An 18,423-nucleotide genomic window follows, 5' to 3' on the forward strand; every position below is an offset into this window, starting at 1 on the left:
AAATTACATCATCATACACACATCAGTTGCCAGAATTCTCCACACAAACGCCATCGAGCAGCAAGCACGTCTTCATCGCCACATTCTCCTGGAACGAAAGGTTGAGCTTGCTGAACGCCGCTGCCTGATAAATCGAATGGAACATCTCGGCTATAAGCTCCGGCGGCACATCATTGCGCACCTCACCCCTTTCCTGACCTTCCCGCAGGATACGCTCAAAGATTACCTTGAACCCTGGCGAAAGGACCTTCGTCTGCTTATCGCTCCCCTCCGGCAGGCCGGAATGGTCAGCTGCCGACAAAAACAGCGGCAGCACATAGCGGTTCTTGTCCAGGAAGGCCGCCGTGATGCGGCAGCCAGCCTCCAGGAGGTCTCTGGCCGGCCGGTTCTGGGCGCGCAATTCCTTCAGCTCCGTTGCCACCTCGCGCACCATTTCCTGCATCAGCTGGACAAGGATTTCCTCCTTGGACTGAAAGTAATTGTAGAACGTTCCGATGCCCAGATCCGCGGCATTCATGATATCTGCTACGGAAGTCTCCTTGAATCCCTTGTGGCTGAACTGCTCCACAGCCGCAGCAAGGATGGCCTGGCGAGAGAGCATTTTCTTCCGCTCCCGGCGCCCCATCTTCTCCTCCATCTCCATCGCTCTCCTAACTATGCCTGCATTTTGTATTAATGCTCATTCTATATTATCGTTCTCTTTTATTATAATCGAAAACTATTTCGCTGAAAAGAGAAAAATGAACTATATTCATAATTTTACCAACAACTGCATCCACCAGAAAACAACCGAAAAAAATTTTTAAAAGAAATCACAAAAAACTGTTGACATATTCCCCTGCCAGTGATATTATAATATTCGTTGATTGCGACAGCGATCAGCGAACAGAATATCAACCATGACTCAGTAGCTCAGCTGGATTAGAGTATTTGACTACGAATCAAAGGGTCGGGGGTTCGAGTCCCTCCTGGGTCACCATTTTGACTGACAAGTCCTTATTCCTTCGGGATAAGGGCTTTTTTGTTTTTCCAGACTGAACACAGCAAAAACGTGGCTATTGCACCATACCAGGCAATAGCCACGTTTTTGTTATCTATTTCTCTTCGGGGACATACCAAAGCCCCTTATTGTTTTTCTGCATGTACTCTTTGAACTCCACCGAATGATAGGCATCAGCGATATCCTTGACCCACTTGGCATCCTTGTCTTTCTCACGCACCACGAGCTGGAGCAGCAGGTGCGGCAGGATGTCTTCGGTCAGCAAGGCAGTCTGCGGATTGATTTTGGCATTATAGACAATCGATCCCGTGATCACGATGAAATCGAAATCCGTGCGCACGGCAGGGATGTTGAGGGACTTCATCTCCGTGAAGCGCAGATTATACGGATTTTCAATGATATCAGCCTGGGTTACCGTCGACAGGTCTTTCTGGGGATTGAGCTTTATCCAGCCAGCCTTCTGCAAGAGTGCATAGGCGCGGGCAGTATTGGCCGCATCATTGGGCACCGCGATATGGTCGCCGGCGGCAATCTCCTTCAGGTCCGACTTCTTGCCAGGGTAAATCCCTGCCGGCACCGTGGGAATCGGCGTGATAGCTGCCAATTTGCCCCCCTGCTTCTGATTGAAGTTTTCCATATAGGCCGTGTGCTGCTCGACATTGAAATCCACCTCGCCATCGTTGAGCACCACATCCGCCTGCAATAGATCCGACATATCCTTTCCGACCAGCTTATAGCCCTTCGCTTCCAGGATCGGCTTCACGCCCTGTTCAAACAGTTCCGAGTATGGCCCCTGGGATTTGCTGTATACCAGTTCTTTCTTGTCCGCACCATTATCGCTCTGCGAGCCGCAGCCTGCTGCCAGTAAAGCCGTAATCGCCAAAGCGGCTGCTATCCATTTTCTAAGTTTCATGATTTATCATCCTTTCCCCAACATAATGTCAATGACCGCGGGCTTTCGCCGCAAAGAAATTTCCTGCCGACTGGATCAGCTGTACGAACACCACGAGGACAATGACCGTAAACAGCATCAACGGAAAATTCATGCGCTCGTAGCCATAAGTCAGTGCCAGATCTCCTACACCGCCAGCACCGATAGCCCCAGCCATGGCCGTGGCCCCTAGCAAACCAATCGTCCCCGTCGTCACCGATAAGATCAGCGAGCCCTTAGCCTCCGGCAGCAGGAAATACCAGATGGTTTCCCAGTAGGATGCGCCCATTGATTTGGCCGTTTCAAATATTCCCGGGTTGACCTCCAAAAACGAATTTTCGAACAGCCGGGCCAGGTACGGCGTGATGAATACCACCAAGGGCACCAGTGCCGCCGTGGTACCGATGCGCGTTCCCACGATCAGTTTCGTCAACGGCAGGATAAAGACCAGCAAGATGATAAACGGCACACTGCGTATGGTATTTACCACCGAATTCAAAAGCACATAGATGCGCCGGTTCGGAACAAGTCCCTGCTGGCGGCTCACCACCAAGGTTACGGCAATGAGCAGTGCCAATATCGAGCCAATGGCCAAGGCCACAAAGACCATGTATAAGGTCTGCTCTGCCGACAACAAGAGCTGTTCCGGTGATACTCCTAAATCCATCATACTGCCACCTCCTGCCAGACTACTTCATGACGATCCAAATATTCGGTTGTAGCAGCCAGAGACTTTTCCGAGCCAATAAATTTCACAATGAATATCCCCAATACCACATGCTGCAGTTCCGTTACAGCGGCAAATAAGACACTGCTTTCCACCGGTATCCGGCGATTTATGCTGTAGAGGATATTTTCTTTGGCCACATTCCCCTGGAACCGGAGCTTGAGCAATTTATACGCCCGCTCCTCCTGCTGCAAATCTGCCACCAAGCTTTCCGGCAAAGCATCGGGAATGACTGTCCGCACAAATCGCTGGGTAATCGGCCGCTGCGGATTGCCAAACACGTCGAGCACCGCTCCCTGTTCCACGATTTGGCCGTTCTCCATCACCGCCACCCGGTTGCAGATGCGCTGCACGACTTGGATCTGATGGGTAACCAGGATAATGGTGATCCCCAGCTGCTGGTTGATCTGTGCCAATAGCTGCAAAATGGATTCCGTGGTGTCCGGGTCCAGTGCACTAGTCGCCTCATCACAGAGCAGGATTTCCGGATTCGTGGCCAAAGCCCGGGCAATTCCCACCCGCTGTTTCTGTCCACCAGAAAGCTGCCAGGGATAGGCATCCTTCTTGCCCGCGAGCTCTACGAAGGCCAACAGTTCCTCCACCCGCGCAGCTATCTGTGCCGCCGGTGTATGATTGAGCCTTAAAGGAATGGCAATATTTTCATAGACCGTACGCGATTCCAGCAAGTTGAACTGCTGGAATATCATGCCGATCCGCTTGCGCACCCCACGAAGTTCCCCCTCTGTGTAATCGCTCAGCTTGCGTCCATCCAGCTTGACATAGCCCTGATCTGGCACCTCCAGCGCATTGACCATCCGCAGCAGCGTGGATTTCCCAGCGCCACTGAACCCGATGATCCCCCAGATCTGCCCTTTCTCTATCGTAAGCGACACATCCCGCAAAGCCTCCACAGTCTGTACATCACTCACAAAGCGCTTGCTGACATGCGAAATCTCAATCATGCTGCCACACCTCCTGCCTAAGTGCCTCCACTGCCAAACGTGCCATATATGCCGCGGCGGGATAAAGCGCCTGCGGATTGGCAACGAACTTCGGATTATGGTTGACCGGTCCCAGCCCGGTACCGATGAGGGAAAACATCCCGGGGATATCATCCAGATAATAGGCAAAATCCTCACCGCCCAACGATGCTGCTGCTTGACGCACGGTAAGGCCTGCCTTCTGTGCCGTTTGCCGGGCAAAACCATAGAGCTTCGCATCGTTGCTGGTCACTGGCGGGCCAGCTGTATACCGGACCTTGGCCGTCCCGCCAAAGGTCGCTGCCACGCCCTGCGCGATTTCCTCCAGCCGCCGCTGGATAAACGCCCGTGTCTCCGGCGTCTGGGTACGGACAGTTCCCTCCAGCTGCACTTTGCCTGGGATGACATTCCAAGTGTTGCCGCCATGGAACTGGGTGACGGTAACTACCGCTGCCTCCAGCGGACTTGCATTGCGGCTGACGATGCTTTGCAAACTGGTAACAAAGGTCGCTCCCATGAGTATCGTGTCGCTTCCTCTCTCCGGATGCGCCGCATGAGCTCCCTTACCTTGGAATTCCACGTTAAACCGGTCAACAGCTGCCATAACCGGCCCTGTCATCAGCCCAACTTCTCCCACCGAAAACAGCGGTGACGTGTGCAAGCCAAAAATCGCCTGAACACCAGCCAGCACGCCTGTTGCCAAAATCTTTTTTGCTCCGCCCGGTGCTTCTTCTGCTGGCTGAAAGATAAGCAGCACCTTTCCAGGAAGCTGTGCTTCCTGCTTTTTCAGCAACAAAGCGGCGCCTAAAACAGCGGCGGCATGAAAATCATGTCCACAGGCGTGCATCTTCCCTGCCTGCTGCGACTGGTAAGGTAAATCCGTCTGCTCGGAAATCGGCAGCGCATCGATATCAGCCCGCAAGGCTATCAGCGGTTCTCCCTGACCGACTTCAGCCACGAGACCAGTATCGAGCTGCAGATCGAGGATGTGGATTCCTGCCGCAGTCAATATTTCCCGCAAATGTTCCGTCGTCTCATATTCCTCATACGACAATTCCGGATGCTGATGCAGCCAGTAAAACGTCTCGGCAATCTGTTGCTTTATATCATCATGAACACGATCCGGCATAAGCCCGCCCCCTTATTCATACTTATCATATATGTTATGTCTATATAATAGCATATTATTCCTCCTTGTCAACATTTTTATAGTAAAAATGTTTAATTTTGTTAAATAATGTAAATCACAATCATAGATAACAGCTTATCCTGTATTTTTTTCGGCCATTTTTCAGCTGCTCAATATTGACTTTTATGAAAATCAGCTGTAACATTGTAAACAATCTACGAAAGGAAGGCATTTATATGAAATCATTAGAAAGACTTAGTGCATTCATCTCCAAGTACATGGCTGTTTTCGTCATTCTCGTGGCAGCCATCGCCCTCATCCAGCCCTGGACATTCAAATGGGCGGCACCGAAGATTACCATCCTGCTCGGCATCGTCATGTTCGGCATGGGCATGACCCTGCGCCTGCGCGACTTCAAGCTCGTTTTCCAGCGCCCCAAGGATGTCTTTGTCGGCGCCTTGGCCCAGTTCACGATCATGCCGGCACTGGCCTGGCTGCTCGCCAAAGGCTTCGGCCTGCCGCCAGAGCTTGCCGCAGGCGTCATCCTCGTCGGCACCTGCCCGGGCGGTACCTCTTCCAACGTCATGACCTATCTTGCCCGCGGTGATGTCGCCCTTTCCGTCTCCATGACGATGACTACCACGGTGCTTGCGCCGATCGTCACGCCGCTCCTTACCTGGTGGCTGGCTGGCGAATGGGTCGAGATTTCCCTGGCCGCCATGATGATGTCCATCGTGCAGGTGGTCATCCTGCCGATTGTCCTCGGCATCGTCATCAACAGTTTCTTTGAAGAAACCGTACAGAAAATCGTCAAGCTCCTGCCGCTTGTTTCCGTTGTGGCCATCGTGCTGATTGTCGGCGGTGTCGTGGCCGTAAGCTCCCAGCGCATCCTAGAAACCGGCCTGCTGATCATGCTCGTCGTCATGCTGCACAACCTGCTTGGCTACAGCATCGGTTTCCTCATCGCCAAGGCACTCCATATGAACGTGGCCAAGGCTAAGGCAATCTCCATCGAGGTCGGCATGCAGAACTCCGGTCTTGCTACCTCCCTTGCCATGCTGCACTTCGGTGCCGCCGCAGCTATCCCAGGCGCCATCTTCAGCGTCTGGCACAACATCTCCGGCTCGCTGGCTGCCAACTATCTTTCCAGCCACATGAATAAGGAGCCAGAAACTCCCACCTACGAAACTGCCAACGCAGACTAAGACAAAAATAAATGAGGCTATTGCATCGATGCGATGCAATAGCCTCATTTTGTTTTGTCTCAGTGTTCTTTCATCAGCGATACAAGCAATGCCATCTTAAAGTTGCTGTCAGCCTTCACATAATGACGGCCATTCTTAGCAAACTTGAACATCTCGCCTGCCTTTACCGTATACTCCTGCCCTTCGTAACCAATAATTCCCTCACCATCCAATGCAAACAACAGTGCTTCCCCTGGAGCTGCATGTTCTGTGAGCCCCGTTCCCGCTGCAAAACTCATCAATACAAATTTCATCTGTGGTTCATGCACGATATCCATATTGACAATCCTGCCCTGCTGATACGGCAACAGATCCTTGAACATCCAAACTTTTCCCGGCGTGATCATTTGATTCATGGTAAAAACCTCCTGAAAACCAATCTCTACATAACGGCAATTTTCATTCTGCTCATTCCGCATCCCCACGGGAACATCCACTGGCAGCCTTATGCCTTCTCCATTCCAGCGGCGTTGATTTTACCTGCCTCCATAGCCTTCCTCCTTTTCCCTGCTCTTTCCTCGGCGCTTCCAGTATATAAAAAATTACTTTCATCCGCTGTAACAAACGATACAGATTATCATTATTGTTGTGCAGAATCGGCCTTTACTATGAAAACCAGCATCATACCAGCGGCCACTTGACATTCTTCCATACAGATTTCCGCGATAAGATTGAGCTGTCAGACTCCTTTTTCACGCCAGCAGGGGATGAAGTCCGCCAGTATGAAAATATCGGCCGCGCCCGTATTTATGGGTTCGAGCTAGGCACACGCTTTAGCCTGGGGAAAAATCTCACCCCCAGTATCAATGAGACCTTCCTCTTGAGCCGCATTCTATCGGGCCCCAAAGCCAGTTCTCCCCTCCATTCCACACCAAAGCATGCCTTGAACCTGCAATTGGATTGGACGCCGCATCCTGATACTGACATATGGTTCCAAGGGCAGTACCGCACCGGCGTATACCGTACCCAGCAAGCCCCCGGACTGCCATCAACCTATTCGCCGTTTTTCCTTGCCGATCTCGGCATGACACAGAAACTCCCGCACGGTCTGTCACTGCACCTTGCCATCAACAATCTATTTGACCGTGATTTTGACCGCAGGACAACGGCTGGCGGCATAAGTTATCCCTGTTACTACGATGATCCCGATTCCGACGGTCGTGCAGGTGGAGCCTATCTGTCCCGCCGCAGCTACTGGCTCGGACTAAGCTACGATTTCTGATAAAAAGATCCGAGGGAATCAACCAGCCGATTGATTCCCTCGGATCTTTTATTTCATCATATATTACTTGTCAGCGATAGCTGTCTCCGGCTCGCCCTCAAACTCTTCCTCATCTTTCTTGTTGATGAGGCGGTTGAGCATCGGAACCGTCAATGCCATGATTACCGTAACGCCAAGGGTCACAAGACCAATCTGCGTGAATACCTGACTGTAGACTGGCAACGTCTGCAACGGATCGACGATATCCTTCGATACGGTCGTCAACGTCGCAAGCTCACCACCGAGGATGGCCGAGATAGCCGTCGTCAGGAACCAGGCCCCCATGAGGAAACCGATGAGTTTCTGCGGAACGAGTTTCGAGATCATCGACAGGCCAAGGCCGCTGATGAAGAGCTCACCAATCGAGGACAGGAAGTAGGAACCGACCAGCCACCAAGCCGAGACGATACCCTCGCTGCTGGCAAAGTTAGCCGAGAAACCTACCACGAGGAAGGAACCTGCCGTCAGCAGCATGCCCAGTGCGAATTTCGCCGGCATCGAAAGGTCCTTACCCTCGCTGCCAAAGTGGGAGTAGGCCCAGGCGAGAATCGGGCTGGCAATCATGATCCAGAACGGATTGAGCGTCTGGAACACCTCGGCATTCGGGATTGCAATGCCAAGAATCGAATGCTCGACGTTCTTGATAGCAAAGAAGTTCAGCGACGTCGGCATCTGCTGATAGAGCGTGAAGAACACGATTGCCTCGACAATCAGGATCATAGCCGCAATCATACGGCTGCGCTCAGCCCCCTTCGACTGGATGATCATCTTGAAGAACACGCCGTAGACCAAGAGGCCGATGATCAACAACAGCCAATGGGCCACTGAGAGATGCGAGAGCATCCAGCTCGAGAACAGCGTCATCACGATGACACCGGCAATCGTCAGCGCTAGTTTCTTGTAGGACAGCGGCTCAGCACCAGCCGGGGAATCAATCCCGCGTACCAGATAACGGAAACCAACAAAACCGCCGATGGCCATCACAAGGCCCATCGCGCAGACCATAAAGCCCAGGGACAGGCCATACTGCGAGCCGATGATCGGTACCAGCAGCATCGAGATGAACGAACCGATATTGACAGCCATATAGTACATCGTGAAGGCACTATCTAAATCCTGCTCATCGCCCTCATAGAGTTTCGAGAGCAGCGACGACGGATTTGCCTTGAAGATACCATTGCCGCAGGCAATCGCACCGAGAGCAAGGAAGACCAGCGTCTTATCCTCGCCAGCCATGGCCATCAGCGCGTAGCCGAGCATCAGCACCACGGCACCGAGGGTAATCGTGCGCTGCGTGCCGAGCACCTTATCGCCCAGATAGCCGCCGATGGAAACATAACCATAAACCATGGCACTGAATGCGCCAAAGACAACAAAGGACTCTGCATCCTCCATACCCAGGCTCTTGACAAAGAAACCTGCCAGCACGGCCTGCAAGCCATAAAAACCGAAACGTTCCCAGAACTCAAGGAAGAACAGCATATTGAATGCTTTCTTGCGATTCACTGGATGTGATTCAACCATAATCAAATCTCCTAACTTTTTGCGCCGATAGACACCTTCGTCCATCAACCCTTTACCTGTATAATACCAGAGGACATTATAGCATATATACCAGTATAGTCAAATGGTCCCAAAGTGTAAAAACTGTTACACCGCTTAACAGCCCATCGATAGCTCCCGCTTTATTATACAAATGTACTCTATATACATAACAAAAGGACATGTGTCCTATAAATAATCCGCTTTTAACTCCTATTCATAGGGCAAAATAACACAAGAAAAAAAATGATTTCGTAACCTTGTATTGTTTTCGCAACAATCCAGTAAAATGTCCATATTTCATATACAAAGCGAAACTGCTGCCAGCGTAAGTCATCCACCACAAATTGACATGCGGCCGATATTTGCTACAATAGATAGGAAAAAAGATAACAGAAAGGACTTCATCTATGCTTTATATCATTACCAAACTCGTTACCGAAGGCGACAAGAAAGCCTTTTCGATCCTCGGCGCTGTCGACGACAAGAAAAAAGCCGCTGCCATTGCCGCTGAAGCCTATAAGGACTACAACAAAGCAGCCTCATTCCAGAATGTCGAGATGATTACCGAGTGGCTGGCCACACGCCTCTCGCACTCCTTCCGCCTTGACAAGGATCATCGCCTGCAGCTGGCCATCACAGAGCTCGACGGCGAGACACTGCCCGAAGACAAACAGCTCGTTTTCAGCGCCGCTGCCGAGGAAGAGGAACTCATGCGCCGCGTCAGCCAGGCCCTGTTCGAGGGCAAGCATACAGCCGAGCGCGGGGCAAAGACGACCTCCTGCCCCATCGAATAACGTACGTCGCTCACTCCCCATACTGGGGAGTTTTCTATTGCCCCGATCCTTGCAGACAACAAAAAAGCGCCGCTTGCGCGACGCTGTCATTTCAGGTGGTGGGCAGGGATGGATTCGAACCATCGTAATCCGAAGATGACAGATTTACAGTCTGTTCCCTTTAACCACTCGGGCACCTACCCACAATGGTGACCCAGGAGGGACTCGAACCCCCGACCCTTTGATTCGTAGTCAAATACTCTAATCCAGCTGAGCTACTGAGTCATAACATTGGTTATAAAAGATATTGAGTTGGAAATTGGTGGGCCCACTTGGACTCGAACCAAGGACCGACCGGTTATGAGCCGGTTGCTCTAACCAACTGAGCTATAGGCCCATTGTATATAGAAGCTTTTCAGCTACTAAGCAAAAATGGAGCGGAAAACGAGGCTCGAACTCGCGACCCCCACCTTGGCAAGGTGGTGCTCTACCACTGAGCTATTTCCGCAATATGGAGCGGAAAACGAGGCTCGAACTCGCGACCCCCACCTTGGCAAGGTGGTGCTCTACCACTGAGCTATTTCCGCATTTCATCACCGCTTGACTCAGAAGTTTTTCTGTGTCTCGCTGACTGACAAAATCTATTATAGCCATCTCCATATGCTATGTCAACACTTTTTTTGCAAAAAACGAAAAAAATCTTTAAAAGTCATTTTTCCTCTGTCGTATGCCATTCCGACAGGATCTCGCCGGCCCGCTGACGCACGCGTGCCAGCAATGCATCACGCTGATACTGCAGCGACTGCTCGGCCGCTGCATCTGCCTCCGGCTCGATGCCGGCAAGTGCCAGCTCGGCAGTCAGGCGCGCAAAGGCCTGCTCTGGCTCACGGTACCACCGGCTGCCGCGCACATGCAGGAACTTCCAGCCCAGACGCTCGAGCACCGCCTGCTGGCAGCGTTCCTCGGCAGCCTGCTGCAGACTGCTGACCCAATGCTCGCCGTCGCAGTCGATGGCCACCTTGTGTCCCTGATAGATGACGACCATATCGATAGCATAGGCTCCCACTGCAAAATTCTTCTCGACATGGTAGCCAGCCTGTCCCAAAGCGCGGGCAACAGCCGTCTCCAGCGAGGATTCCTCGCTCTCGCCGATGCTCGCCTGACAGCTTTCCGGATGCGCGGCATACTCAAGCAGGCCGCGGCGGATATCGCCATCCTTGAGATCATTGATTGCCATCGAGTGGAACAACCAAAGCTGGTCGCGGGCTCGGCTCACGGCAACATTATACCGCTTGCCCGTCACGCCATTATGGCCTTCCGATAGCAGGCGCAGCATGCCCTCTTCGGCCGGACTGTCGACGAATGACAGGAATACGACATCGCGCTCATCGCCCTGGAACCGCGCTGGATTGCCGCAGAGGAACTGCCGCTCCTCTAGCACGCCGATGCCCAGTCTTTGGACAGCCAATTCACGGATGACCTTCGCCTGCTCATCGCCAAGCAGCGAGATCGCGCCGAAGGTCTTGCCCGCATACTCAGGCTGCTCCAGGCAGGCTGCAAGGGTCGCCGTGATTTCCTCTGCCTCGCGCAAGTTGCGCTTATGGGTACCGTCGCGCTGCCCGGCAGCATGCCAGTCTACCATCGGCATCAGCAGGCTCGTCCCCGTCTCACGCAGAGGACGGATGCGGCCATCATAAGCCAGCTGATTGCAGTAACCGATGATTTCCGGCACACAGCGAAAATGCTCGGTGAGCATCCGCGCCTCAAAGTTCATCTGCGCGATATCATAGAGCGAAGTGTCCATCGTATAGAGCGAATCATGCTTGATGATGCCGCTTATCGATGATGTCTGCAGGCGCTGGATATCCTCCGCCGACACACCAACTGCCGACGGGCTGACCTGCCGGTCATCACCGACGATGATAACTTTCTTGCCAAAATACAAGAGGGGCAGTGCTGTGATATCGGCCTGGCTCGCCTCGTCGATCAGGATGATATCAAATTTCTGGCTCTCGGGGCGCAGGTTCTGCCAAACGCGCGAGAGCGGCATGATCCAGGCAGGCACTGCTGCCTGCGCCTCTAACATGCATTGGCGCGCCTCACGGATATGCCGGGAGGCATAGCGTCCCTTGCCGCGGCCAATCTTGGCCACAGCCTTGCTCCAGCCAATCAGGCTCGACTGCAGGTTGCTGCCTGCCACATCCTTGAGCAGATGATACCAGGAACGTTTCTCCGCCAGCTCCATCGTCGTCTGATGCAGGCGCGCCGTAAGCTCCTGGATCTCCTGCCCAAGCTGCTGCTCATCCTCCTGCGGCACGAGCAGCAGCTGCTGCTCAAACTGCGCATAAAGCCAGGCCTCGCCGATATCTTCAGGCACCTCAGTCCCATCAAAGCCAGGCTGCTGCTCACGGATGGCGTCAGCCCAGACCGGCGCTGCAGCGGCCAGCCGGTCTATGAGCTGCTGACGCAGGTGATAGCGCTCCATCAGCGCATCGTCTGCTGCCAGCTGCTCATAGGCCGCATGGTAGAGTTCTGCATCGCCAGCAGCCAGTGCCTGCTCAAACTGACGGGCAATCACACCATCGGCAGCGGCCACCGCAGCCCGGGTCTTAGCCAGCTTATCTGCCATCGGCTCTTCGCCATAGCAGAGCAGCAGCAGGCGCTGCCAGCGCGGGAAATCCTGCTCCAGCCAGGAAAGCTCGCGCTCGAGCCGCTGATGCGGCGTCAGATAGCCACTTTCCCCATAGACCGCCTCAACATTGACCCCGGCCCGGCGCCAATGCAGCATGAGGTCATTCCAGACATGCGGATACCAGTCGAGCAGCTCCTCGATCTCCTGCCAGCGCGCACTCGTGAGGTCATCGATATCATCCTCATTCTTGGCCAGCTCCTCATAGGAAATCATGCCGAAGGGCACCAGCAGCTGCGTCCATTCGCGGCGCACAACCTCCCGCGCCTGATGCAAGGCGACATACTGCATCGCCAGCTGGCAGTCCCCGCGGCTCGAAAGCGGCTTGCCATCGATGCGGAATCCCTGCTGCACTTTTTTCCACTCGCTATGGCGCAGACGGTTCCAAAGGGACAGATGACCGTCCGCATCAAAGGCCTCAGCCAGCTCCGACAGCAGCTGGATAAGTTCCTGCCCCAGCGGCATGTCGAGGGTATAGGCAAACTCCCGCCCGAAAAAGCGCGTCATCGACTGCTGCTTGAGCTGCTGTACCTTGCGGATATCGCGGCCAAGCATCTCCCAGACCTCGCGATGGGCACCGCCCTGCTGACCGGCCAGCACCGCCTCGCGGGCCCACTCCTGCTGCAGCCGCTTGAAATCCACACCTTCATACAGGCTGTTCGTCTCAGCCAATACCTCCAGTGACAGTTCGCTTGCCACGGGCTGCCCTTTGCGCAGGATATGGCCATCTTCCAATACCGTGACATCTGGCAATGCCGCGAGCAGCTCAGACCTCTCCTGCTGATGTGCCAAAGCAGCCTCCAGTGCTGCACCGGCCTCAGCCGGAGTCAGCAACTGGCTGCGGTCAGGCAGGCGCTCGCCGAGCTCGGCCAGTCTGCCGGCATCAAAGTAGGCATTTGACGCATAGAGCTCTGCCAGCTCCACGGCCGACAGCGGCAGCGAGGCTCCCGCCTGTATCGCACCAGGAATCCTGCCCGCCAGCTCCTCATGGTCATGCAGGAACGCTGCCATGCGTGACAGCGACCAAGCCTTGCCATCGAGCATGAAATAATCGCGGCGCGCCTCCATGCGCTGGATGTTTTCGAGCCGTGTCCGGTGCGCGGCAAGCTCCGTAAGCAGCTTATGGCGCTCAGCCGCCAGCTTTTCAGCCTCGGCCTGCATCTCCTCCGCCGAGCTGCGCGACAGGCGGTCACAGATGCCGCTGACGGACCGCTCCATATCCTTGCGCGAATCCTCCAAGAGAGTCACGCAAAGATCCTGGATGCCCGCCGGCAGTTTCTCCTTGAGCACTGTCAAGGCCTTGGACGTTGCGCTCGTCACCAGCACATGCTGACCCTGGGACAGGAAGTGGCCGAGCAGGTTCGCAATCGTATGGGTCTTGCCCGTTCCCGGCGGCCCCTGTACGACAACGGCCGGAGCTGCCTCAATCTTGCGCGCGATTGCCAGCTGCTCGGCATTGGCCTGCTTCGTCAGCAGGATATCCTCAGCCTCGCCACGGATATCTTCAAGGCTCACGCTGAGCGGCTCAGACTTGGCCCGCTGGTAGTTTGGGTCGACAATCTGCATGAGCGCCGTCGGCACCTCGCCATGAGTGTCGATATAGGCCATCATCCCAGCAATGGCCCGCTCGATGCCCTCATTGCGGCGGCGCAGGAACAACACCTGGCGCGGATAGACGAGATACCAGTCCGTCGGCAGGATGTCAAAGCGGTTCTCCACATAGCGGCAGTTCGGCGTCAACGCTGGCACAGCCTGTTGCAGGAACTCCGGCAGCCCGGCCATCAGCGGATGGATCTCTGCCTCATCAAGCTCAGCCGTGAAGGCGCGGATGCCCTCGGCATCGACGCCGGGCATATCCTGGAACATATCCAGGTACAGATCAGTCGGATAATCCGTATCCACGAGCTGCATCGCTCCGCGCTTGTCGTAATGCAGGCGCACGCGTTTCATGACCATCGGATGATTGATCGATGAATCCAGTCCGCTGAAGAACATCGCCGCGCCCACCATGAGCTCCAGCTGCTCCGGCTCCTGACGGCAGCGGTCATAGATCTCATAGAGCTGCATGAAGAGTGCCTGCGTGCGGCTCTTGACCAATTCCCCGGCCCGCCAGAGCGTGCGGCGGCGTTTCCAGTCCTCAAAGGCCGCAATGCGCACGCCGGAATCCACAAAGCGCTCGGTAATCTCGCCGAGCCGCGGATCTTTGCGCATGCGCTCCTCGCGGACCTCGATATCTGCCACCTCGAAATTGCGCCAATCCAAGGTGCGCACCCAGCCCACCAGATCAAAGGGCATATCGGGGCAGGCCGAAAACTCTGGCTTTTCGACCTCCAGCAGCACACCTTCGTGTCCTGCCTCATCAGAATCTGCCCAAACATGGATGCGTTTCGGGTCAACCGGCAGTTCATCAAAGAACAGTGTCCACTCCTGTTCCTTGATATTCCTGACCAGCTGCTGACGCAGACTGCAAACCTGCCGTATGTAATCAAATAACTTCAGTACCTTTTTCTGGTTATCCATATATTCCTCGAATCCATCCACTAATCCACATAAATCACAAGGTTATCCCCAAAACCATCCGCTTATCCACACGATTGTGGATAAAAATGTGGATAACCCCACCGTTTTCGTCAATATACTGCTTATATTCTACGATTATTTCCGCTTTCCTGCAATATAAAAGCCATTGTACTGACATCTAATACCAGTACAATGGCTGATTCCCGAGGTTATACACACAGCTTTGTGGATAACTATGCTGCTTTCTTGATCTGCATCGGCCAGGTTACCGTCTCAGCTCCGTCAGGAGCTATGACCTGCGCATTGTAGGCCAGGCTGTCGCGCGTTGCCGCCTCGACCTCGGCAGGCGTTGACGCCGGATTGCGGCGAATCTCATAGACCTCATGGGAGGCCTGCTTGATGGCATACGACTGCGCCGTATGGAACTGCAGCTCCACGCGTACGCCCTGCGGGCTCATGAGCTGGGCATTGATGCCCTGATAGAACTTGCCGCCCCAGGCATTGCGGAACTTCGTCACCCGATAGCCCTTAGCAGTCAGCTGCTCGAGTGTCTGAGGCACACACTCACTGTAATCTGACGGATCAAATACCAGTGTATAGCGCAGCACATCACTGATGGCGGCTGCCGCTGCCGGCAAGGGCACATTGTCGCTCTCGGCATCAGCAAGGATCTTGCGGGCTAAGCTGCTGGAATCCTTGAACCGGTTATCAAGGCCTGCAAGCTGCGCACCATCCTGGGCCAGGCTCTGCATCTGCTCCGTTATGGCAGGCTCTGCCTCCCGGGCCTTGGCCAGAAGCTCTGCCGCCAGCACATCGGCCTGACGGCGGCGGCTCTGGCGGCTGCTGCCCTGCTGCCGCTCATCCACAAGATCGGCCAGCTCGACTACCGCAGCCAGAGATTCATCTTCGGCCAACGGCGAAGCCAGCGCCTGCGTCAGATGGACTGGCGCGAGCACCGCCAGCATCAGCATGACCGAAGCCGTAATCGTCCGCACCGCCCAGCCAGCCTTGAGCAGGTTGCGGGCATCATAGCGCGATAGGTTTATATTTTCCATAAGTCTATTCATATCTTCTACCTCCAAACCACTTTATCCTGGTTTTCTCGGTTTCAACTTACGAATCTGATTATATGATAAGAATCTTGAAAGAATATGATTGACTATGAAAACTAAATGAATCAGTATTTATCGAACCATGCCTGGATGGCTGCCGTTTCCTTTGTCTGCAGCAGTGCCAGCTGCAGCAGGATGCGGGCTTTCTGCGGATTGAGTCCCTGACTGTAGAGGATATGGGCTGCATCATACGACGCTTCAGCCGGCGTCACATTGCCTGCGTAGCCGCGCGTGCTGCGCACGACAGCAACCCCCTTGTCTACGGCAGCCGCCAGTTTCTGCTCGACAGGTGCCGGCAGGCTGCCGTTGCCCATGCCGGCATAGATGATGCCCTTGGCACCAGCATTCACAGCCGCGTCGACAAGCAAGCCATCGTCGCCAGCATAGCCATAAAGGATACGAACATCGGGCAGCTGCTGCAGATTCTCACTGAGCTTCAAGCTCGCAGCCAGATGCGTATAGCGGCTGCGACGGCTGAACTTCACGACACCATCGTCGATGGATCCAAGCGCGCCGCCATTGGGGGACTGGAAGGTCTGCACGGAGGTCGTATGGGACTTCGTGACGTCGTGGGCCCCGTCAATCTGATTGTTCGTGACCACAAGTACCCCCTGATCACGGGCCTCGTCACTTACCGCTACGCGCACGGCATCGAGCAGGTTCAGCGGGCCGTCGGCACTGATAGCCGTCGCCGGACGCATGGCTCCCGTCAGCACGATGGGCTTATCCGTGCAGGCCAACAGGCTCAGCAGATAGGCCGTCTCTTCCATCGTATCCGTGCCATGTGTGATGACGATGCCATCCACACCCTCAAAGGCCAGCAGCTCATTGCAGCGGCGTGCAAGCTTGAGCTGCACCGCCTGCGTCATGTCCTTGCTGTCGATGGCTGCGATCTGCTCACCAGACACCTCTGCAATCTTGCGGATTTCCGGCACCGCAGCCAGCAGCGTCTCGATGCCGATGGCCCCGGCCTGGTAGCCCGTCGTTGCCGTATCCGATTCGGCACTGCCAGCAATCGTCCCGCCTGTCGCCAGTACATAGATCTTCTTCACGTTCATTCCTCCCCGCCGTCAATCACATGCTCGATAATCCAGGGCATCAGATGCTCTTCAACCGTACAGCCTATGACATCAGCTGCCGCCTTGGTCATTTCATGCGCATTGCCCGAGGCCACGCCAACATCCGCCAGCTGCAGCATCTCATTGTCGTTGAGGAAATCACCAGCCGCAATGATGCGATAGCCCTGCCACTCCGGCAGCTTGCGGATCTCCTCGACCATCGTGCCCTTCGACACTCCTGCCGCCACGAACTCATAGTAATTGATTTCCGAGTAGAAACTGTTGCTGAGCACGTCGACACCCATCTGCTTGGCCAGGCGCTCCAGCCGATGCAGCACAGCTGGCTCAGCATTGACAAAGAACTTGAGCCACGGCGTCTTTTCCGTATCGGTAAGCTTGTCCAGCGCACAGTGTTCATACTTATAGTATTCAAACGGCAGACGCGGATCATCGTATTTTTCCTCACTGATGATATGGCAATTGTCTGCCGTGTAGACCTCGATGCAGGCATGCGGGAACGACTGCTGGCAGGCCGCCGCAAACCGTGGCCAGATATCCTTCGCGTCCCCTGCAGGCAGCGGCCGCGTCGCCAGCACTTCCTGCTGCTGCCAGTCATAGAGCATCGAACCATTGAAGAAGATGCTCGGGGCATTGATGGGCAGGTCCCCCACATAGCCAGCAGCAGCCTCCGGCGTGCGGCCCGTCGCGATGCCAAACCGGCCGCCACCGGCCACAAAACGCCGCAGGGCCTCCTTGTTCTCCTCTGAAATAACTCCGCCGCGCGGAATCAAAGTACCGTCCAAATCACTGATGATCAGGGTATTTTCATAGGCGCTCACGCTAATTCCTCCTCTGCCGATTCACATATCCTCACTAAAATATAGCACAAAAAACGCCAGGCTGACTAGTCAAAAACCTGTCAGCCTGACAAACACTCAGCGTATCTTCTCTTGTTTGCGCAGACCATGGCGCGTCCGCCACTGGATCAGGATATGGCGCAAAGCCATGATGGGATGATGCAGCAGCATGCGCGGGCCGCCATAGCGCATGATCTCCTGGATAAGCGCCTGCTCTGGCCTTGCATAGCAGTGAATCGGACAGACACTGCAAAAGGTCTTCACCGCCATGCGTGGGCATTTGCCGATGCGCACATCGGCATAGTCAGCCAGCGCCTGGCAGTCGGGGCAAAGGTCAGCTCCCGGCAGGCGCCGATGCTTATGTCCCCGGCAGTATATCTTCATGATTTCCCGCACCGTCTCCCGTTCCTCACGGCGCTTACGCTCTACATCCATAATGATGCTCCTTCCGCATTGTCTCTTATTCCAGTTTAACACAGACAAGTTATCCACACGATAACATTTGTTACCTGTATTTCCTGTGGATAATTGTGGATAAACTTGTGATTTCCTAACAGGTTATCCACAAAAATATCGGTTAATACACAAGTATGCTGT

At 54.5% G+C, this 18,423-nt stretch carries 15 protein-coding genes and 6 tRNA genes; 4 read left to right on the forward strand and 17 right to left on the reverse strand.

The window, feature by feature from the left end; translation table 11 throughout:
- Window positions 1-22: 22 nt before the first annotated feature.
- The gene (locus BM322_RS06270) at window positions 23-637 is read right to left on the reverse strand and encodes a TetR/AcrR family transcriptional regulator (protein WP_082334407.1); all 615 of its coding nucleotides are present in this window, start codon (window positions 635-637) and stop codon (window positions 23-25) included.
- A gap of 264 nt (window positions 638-901) precedes the next feature.
- Here BM322_RS06270 and BM322_RS06275 point away from each other — a divergent pair.
- Window positions 902-979, forward strand: a tRNA-Arg gene (locus BM322_RS06275).
- Window positions 980-1,094: 115 nt separating this feature from the next.
- Here BM322_RS06275 and BM322_RS06280 read toward each other — a convergent pair.
- The 4 genes from BM322_RS06280 to BM322_RS06295 are packed head-to-tail and all read right to left on the reverse strand — an operon-like array spanning window position 1,095 to window position 4,767.
- The gene (locus tag BM322_RS06280; RefSeq protein WP_075429054.1) at window positions 1,095-1,913 is read right to left on the reverse strand and encodes a MetQ/NlpA family ABC transporter substrate-binding protein; all 819 of its coding nucleotides are present in this window, start codon (window positions 1,911-1,913) and stop codon (window positions 1,095-1,097) included.
- Window positions 1,914-1,941: 28 nt separating this feature from the next.
- Entirely contained in the window at window positions 1,942-2,601 is a 660-nt protein-coding gene (locus BM322_RS06285) for a methionine ABC transporter permease (RefSeq protein ID WP_075429055.1), read from the reverse strand.
- The gene (locus tag BM322_RS06290; RefSeq protein ID WP_075429056.1) at window positions 2,598-3,620 is read right to left on the reverse strand and encodes a methionine ABC transporter ATP-binding protein; all 1,023 of its coding nucleotides are present in this window, start codon (window positions 3,618-3,620) and stop codon (window positions 2,598-2,600) included. Before BM322_RS06290 ends, BM322_RS06285 begins: the two co-directional genes overlap by 4 nt.
- Entirely contained in the window at window positions 3,613-4,767 is a 1,155-nt protein-coding gene (locus BM322_RS06295; RefSeq protein WP_075429057.1) for an amidohydrolase, read from the reverse strand. Before BM322_RS06295 ends, BM322_RS06290 begins: the two co-directional genes overlap by 8 nt.
- A 236-nt stretch (window positions 4,768-5,003) precedes the next feature.
- Between BM322_RS06295 and BM322_RS06300 the strand changes: the two genes are divergently transcribed.
- The gene (locus tag BM322_RS06300; protein WP_075429058.1) at window positions 5,004-5,972 is read left to right on the forward strand and encodes a bile acid:sodium symporter family protein; all 969 of its coding nucleotides are present in this window, start codon (window positions 5,004-5,006) and stop codon (window positions 5,970-5,972) included.
- A 59-nt stretch (window positions 5,973-6,031) separates the two neighbouring features.
- On the opposite strand, the gene BM322_RS06305 is transcribed toward BM322_RS06300, so the two are convergent.
- Window positions 6,032-6,367 carry a cupin domain-containing protein gene (locus BM322_RS06305; RefSeq protein ID WP_318254551.1) on the reverse strand — a complete coding sequence of 112 codons (336 nt, stop codon included), beginning with the start codon at window positions 6,365-6,367 and terminating at the stop codon, window positions 6,032-6,034.
- A 227-nt stretch (window positions 6,368-6,594) separates the two neighbouring features.
- Between BM322_RS06305 and BM322_RS06310 the strand changes: the two genes are divergently transcribed.
- A complete protein-coding gene (locus BM322_RS06310; RefSeq protein WP_075429060.1) occupies window positions 6,595-7,233 on the forward strand; it encodes a TonB-dependent receptor domain-containing protein in 639 nt (212 codons plus the stop codon).
- A gap of 63 nt (window positions 7,234-7,296) precedes the next feature.
- On the opposite strand, the gene BM322_RS06315 is transcribed toward BM322_RS06310, so the two are convergent.
- The gene (locus BM322_RS06315; protein ID WP_075429061.1) at window positions 7,297-8,796 is read right to left on the reverse strand and encodes an oligopeptide:H+ symporter; all 1,500 of its coding nucleotides are present in this window, start codon (window positions 8,794-8,796) and stop codon (window positions 7,297-7,299) included.
- A 428-nt stretch (window positions 8,797-9,224) separates the two neighbouring features.
- Between BM322_RS06315 and BM322_RS06320 the strand changes: the two genes are divergently transcribed.
- Entirely contained in the window at window positions 9,225-9,611 is a 387-nt protein-coding gene (locus BM322_RS06320; RefSeq protein WP_075429062.1) for a hypothetical protein, read from the forward strand.
- A 96-nt stretch (window positions 9,612-9,707) separates the two neighbouring features.
- On the opposite strand, the gene BM322_RS06325 is transcribed toward BM322_RS06320, so the two are convergent.
- The 10 genes from BM322_RS06325 to BM322_RS06370 all read right to left on the reverse strand — a co-directional run bounded on the left by BM322_RS06325 (window position 9,708) and on the right by BM322_RS06370 (window position 18,261).
- Window positions 9,708-9,793, reverse strand: a tRNA-Tyr gene (locus tag BM322_RS06325).
- A 4-nt stretch (window positions 9,794-9,797) separates the two neighbouring features.
- Window positions 9,798-9,875 (reverse strand) — tRNA-Arg (locus BM322_RS06330).
- A 35-nt stretch (window positions 9,876-9,910) separates the two neighbouring features.
- Window positions 9,911-9,987 (reverse strand) — tRNA-Ile (locus BM322_RS06335).
- Window positions 9,988-10,023: 36 nt separating this feature from the next.
- Window positions 10,024-10,098, reverse strand: a tRNA-Gly gene (locus tag BM322_RS06340).
- Between the two features lie 4 nt (window positions 10,099-10,102).
- Window positions 10,103-10,177: transfer RNA gene (locus BM322_RS06345), tRNA-Gly, on the reverse strand.
- A gap of 122 nt (window positions 10,178-10,299) precedes the next feature.
- Window positions 10,300-14,346, reverse strand: a complete 4,047-nt coding sequence (locus BM322_RS06350; RefSeq protein ID WP_407047826.1) for an AAA domain-containing protein — start codon at window positions 14,344-14,346, stop codon at window positions 10,300-10,302.
- A 686-nt stretch (window positions 14,347-15,032) separates the two neighbouring features.
- On the reverse strand, window positions 15,033-15,866 hold the full coding sequence (locus BM322_RS06355; protein ID WP_075429064.1) for a hypothetical protein: 834 nt from the start codon (window positions 15,864-15,866) through the stop codon (window positions 15,033-15,035).
- A gap of 110 nt (window positions 15,867-15,976) precedes the next feature.
- Window positions 15,977-16,963: an asparaginase gene (locus tag BM322_RS06360; RefSeq protein WP_318254552.1), complete on the reverse strand. Its 987-nt coding sequence runs from the start codon at window positions 16,961-16,963 to the stop codon at window positions 15,977-15,979.
- Window positions 16,964-16,965: 2 nt separating this feature from the next.
- Complete coding sequence (locus tag BM322_RS06365) at window positions 16,966-17,808, reverse strand: HAD-IIB family hydrolase (protein ID WP_143102198.1); 843 nt, start codon at window positions 17,806-17,808, stop codon at window positions 16,966-16,968.
- Window positions 17,809-17,904: 96 nt separating this feature from the next.
- Entirely contained in the window at window positions 17,905-18,261 is a 357-nt protein-coding gene (locus BM322_RS06370; RefSeq protein ID WP_075429067.1) for a nitrous oxide-stimulated promoter family protein, read from the reverse strand.
- Between the last annotated feature and the right edge of the window lie 162 nt (window positions 18,262-18,423).

The sequence above is a fragment of the Selenomonas sp. GACV-9 genome, assembly GCA_900116485.1.
Classification (GTDB): Bacteria; Bacillota; Negativicutes; order Selenomonadales; family Selenomonadaceae; genus Selenomonas_A; species Selenomonas_A ruminantium_G.

What these genes read in the sequence shown, in the direction of transcription:
- BM322_RS06305 (WP_318254551.1), bottom strand. Translation starts at nt 6,367, where the DNA reads ATGAATCAAATGATCACGCCGGGAAAAGTTTGGATGTTCAAGGATCTG.
- BM322_RS06295 (WP_075429057.1), bottom strand. Translation starts at nt 4,767, where the DNA reads ATGCCGGATCGTGTTCATGATGATATAAAGCAACAGATTGCCGAGACG.
- BM322_RS06270 (WP_082334407.1), bottom strand. Translation starts at nt 637, where the DNA reads ATGGAGGAGAAGATGGGGCGCCGGGAGCGGAAGAAAATGCTCTCTCGC.
- BM322_RS06355 (WP_075429064.1), bottom strand. Translation starts at nt 15,866, where the DNA reads ATGAATAGACTTATGGAAAATATAAACCTATCGCGCTATGATGCCCGC.
- BM322_RS06320 (WP_075429062.1), top strand. Translation starts at nt 9,225, where the DNA reads ATGCTTTATATCATTACCAAACTCGTTACCGAAGGCGACAAGAAAGCC.
- BM322_RS06370 (WP_075429067.1), bottom strand. Translation starts at nt 18,261, where the DNA reads ATGGATGTAGAGCGTAAGCGCCGTGAGGAACGGGAGACGGTGCGGGAA.
- BM322_RS06350 (WP_407047826.1), bottom strand. Translation starts at nt 14,346, where the DNA reads ATGCAGCTCTATGAGATCTATGACCGCTGCCGTCAGGAGCCGGAGCAG.
- BM322_RS06290 (WP_075429056.1), bottom strand. Translation starts at nt 3,620, where the DNA reads ATGATTGAGATTTCGCATGTCAGCAAGCGCTTTGTGAGTGATGTACAG.
- BM322_RS06300 (WP_075429058.1), top strand. Translation starts at nt 5,004, where the DNA reads ATGAAATCATTAGAAAGACTTAGTGCATTCATCTCCAAGTACATGGCT.
- BM322_RS06315 (WP_075429061.1), bottom strand. Translation starts at nt 8,796, where the DNA reads ATGGTTGAATCACATCCAGTGAATCGCAAGAAAGCATTCAATATGCTG.
- BM322_RS06285 (WP_075429055.1), bottom strand. Translation starts at nt 2,601, where the DNA reads ATGATGGATTTAGGAGTATCACCGGAACAGCTCTTGTTGTCGGCAGAG.
- BM322_RS06280 (WP_075429054.1), bottom strand. Translation starts at nt 1,913, where the DNA reads ATGAAACTTAGAAAATGGATAGCAGCCGCTTTGGCGATTACGGCTTTA.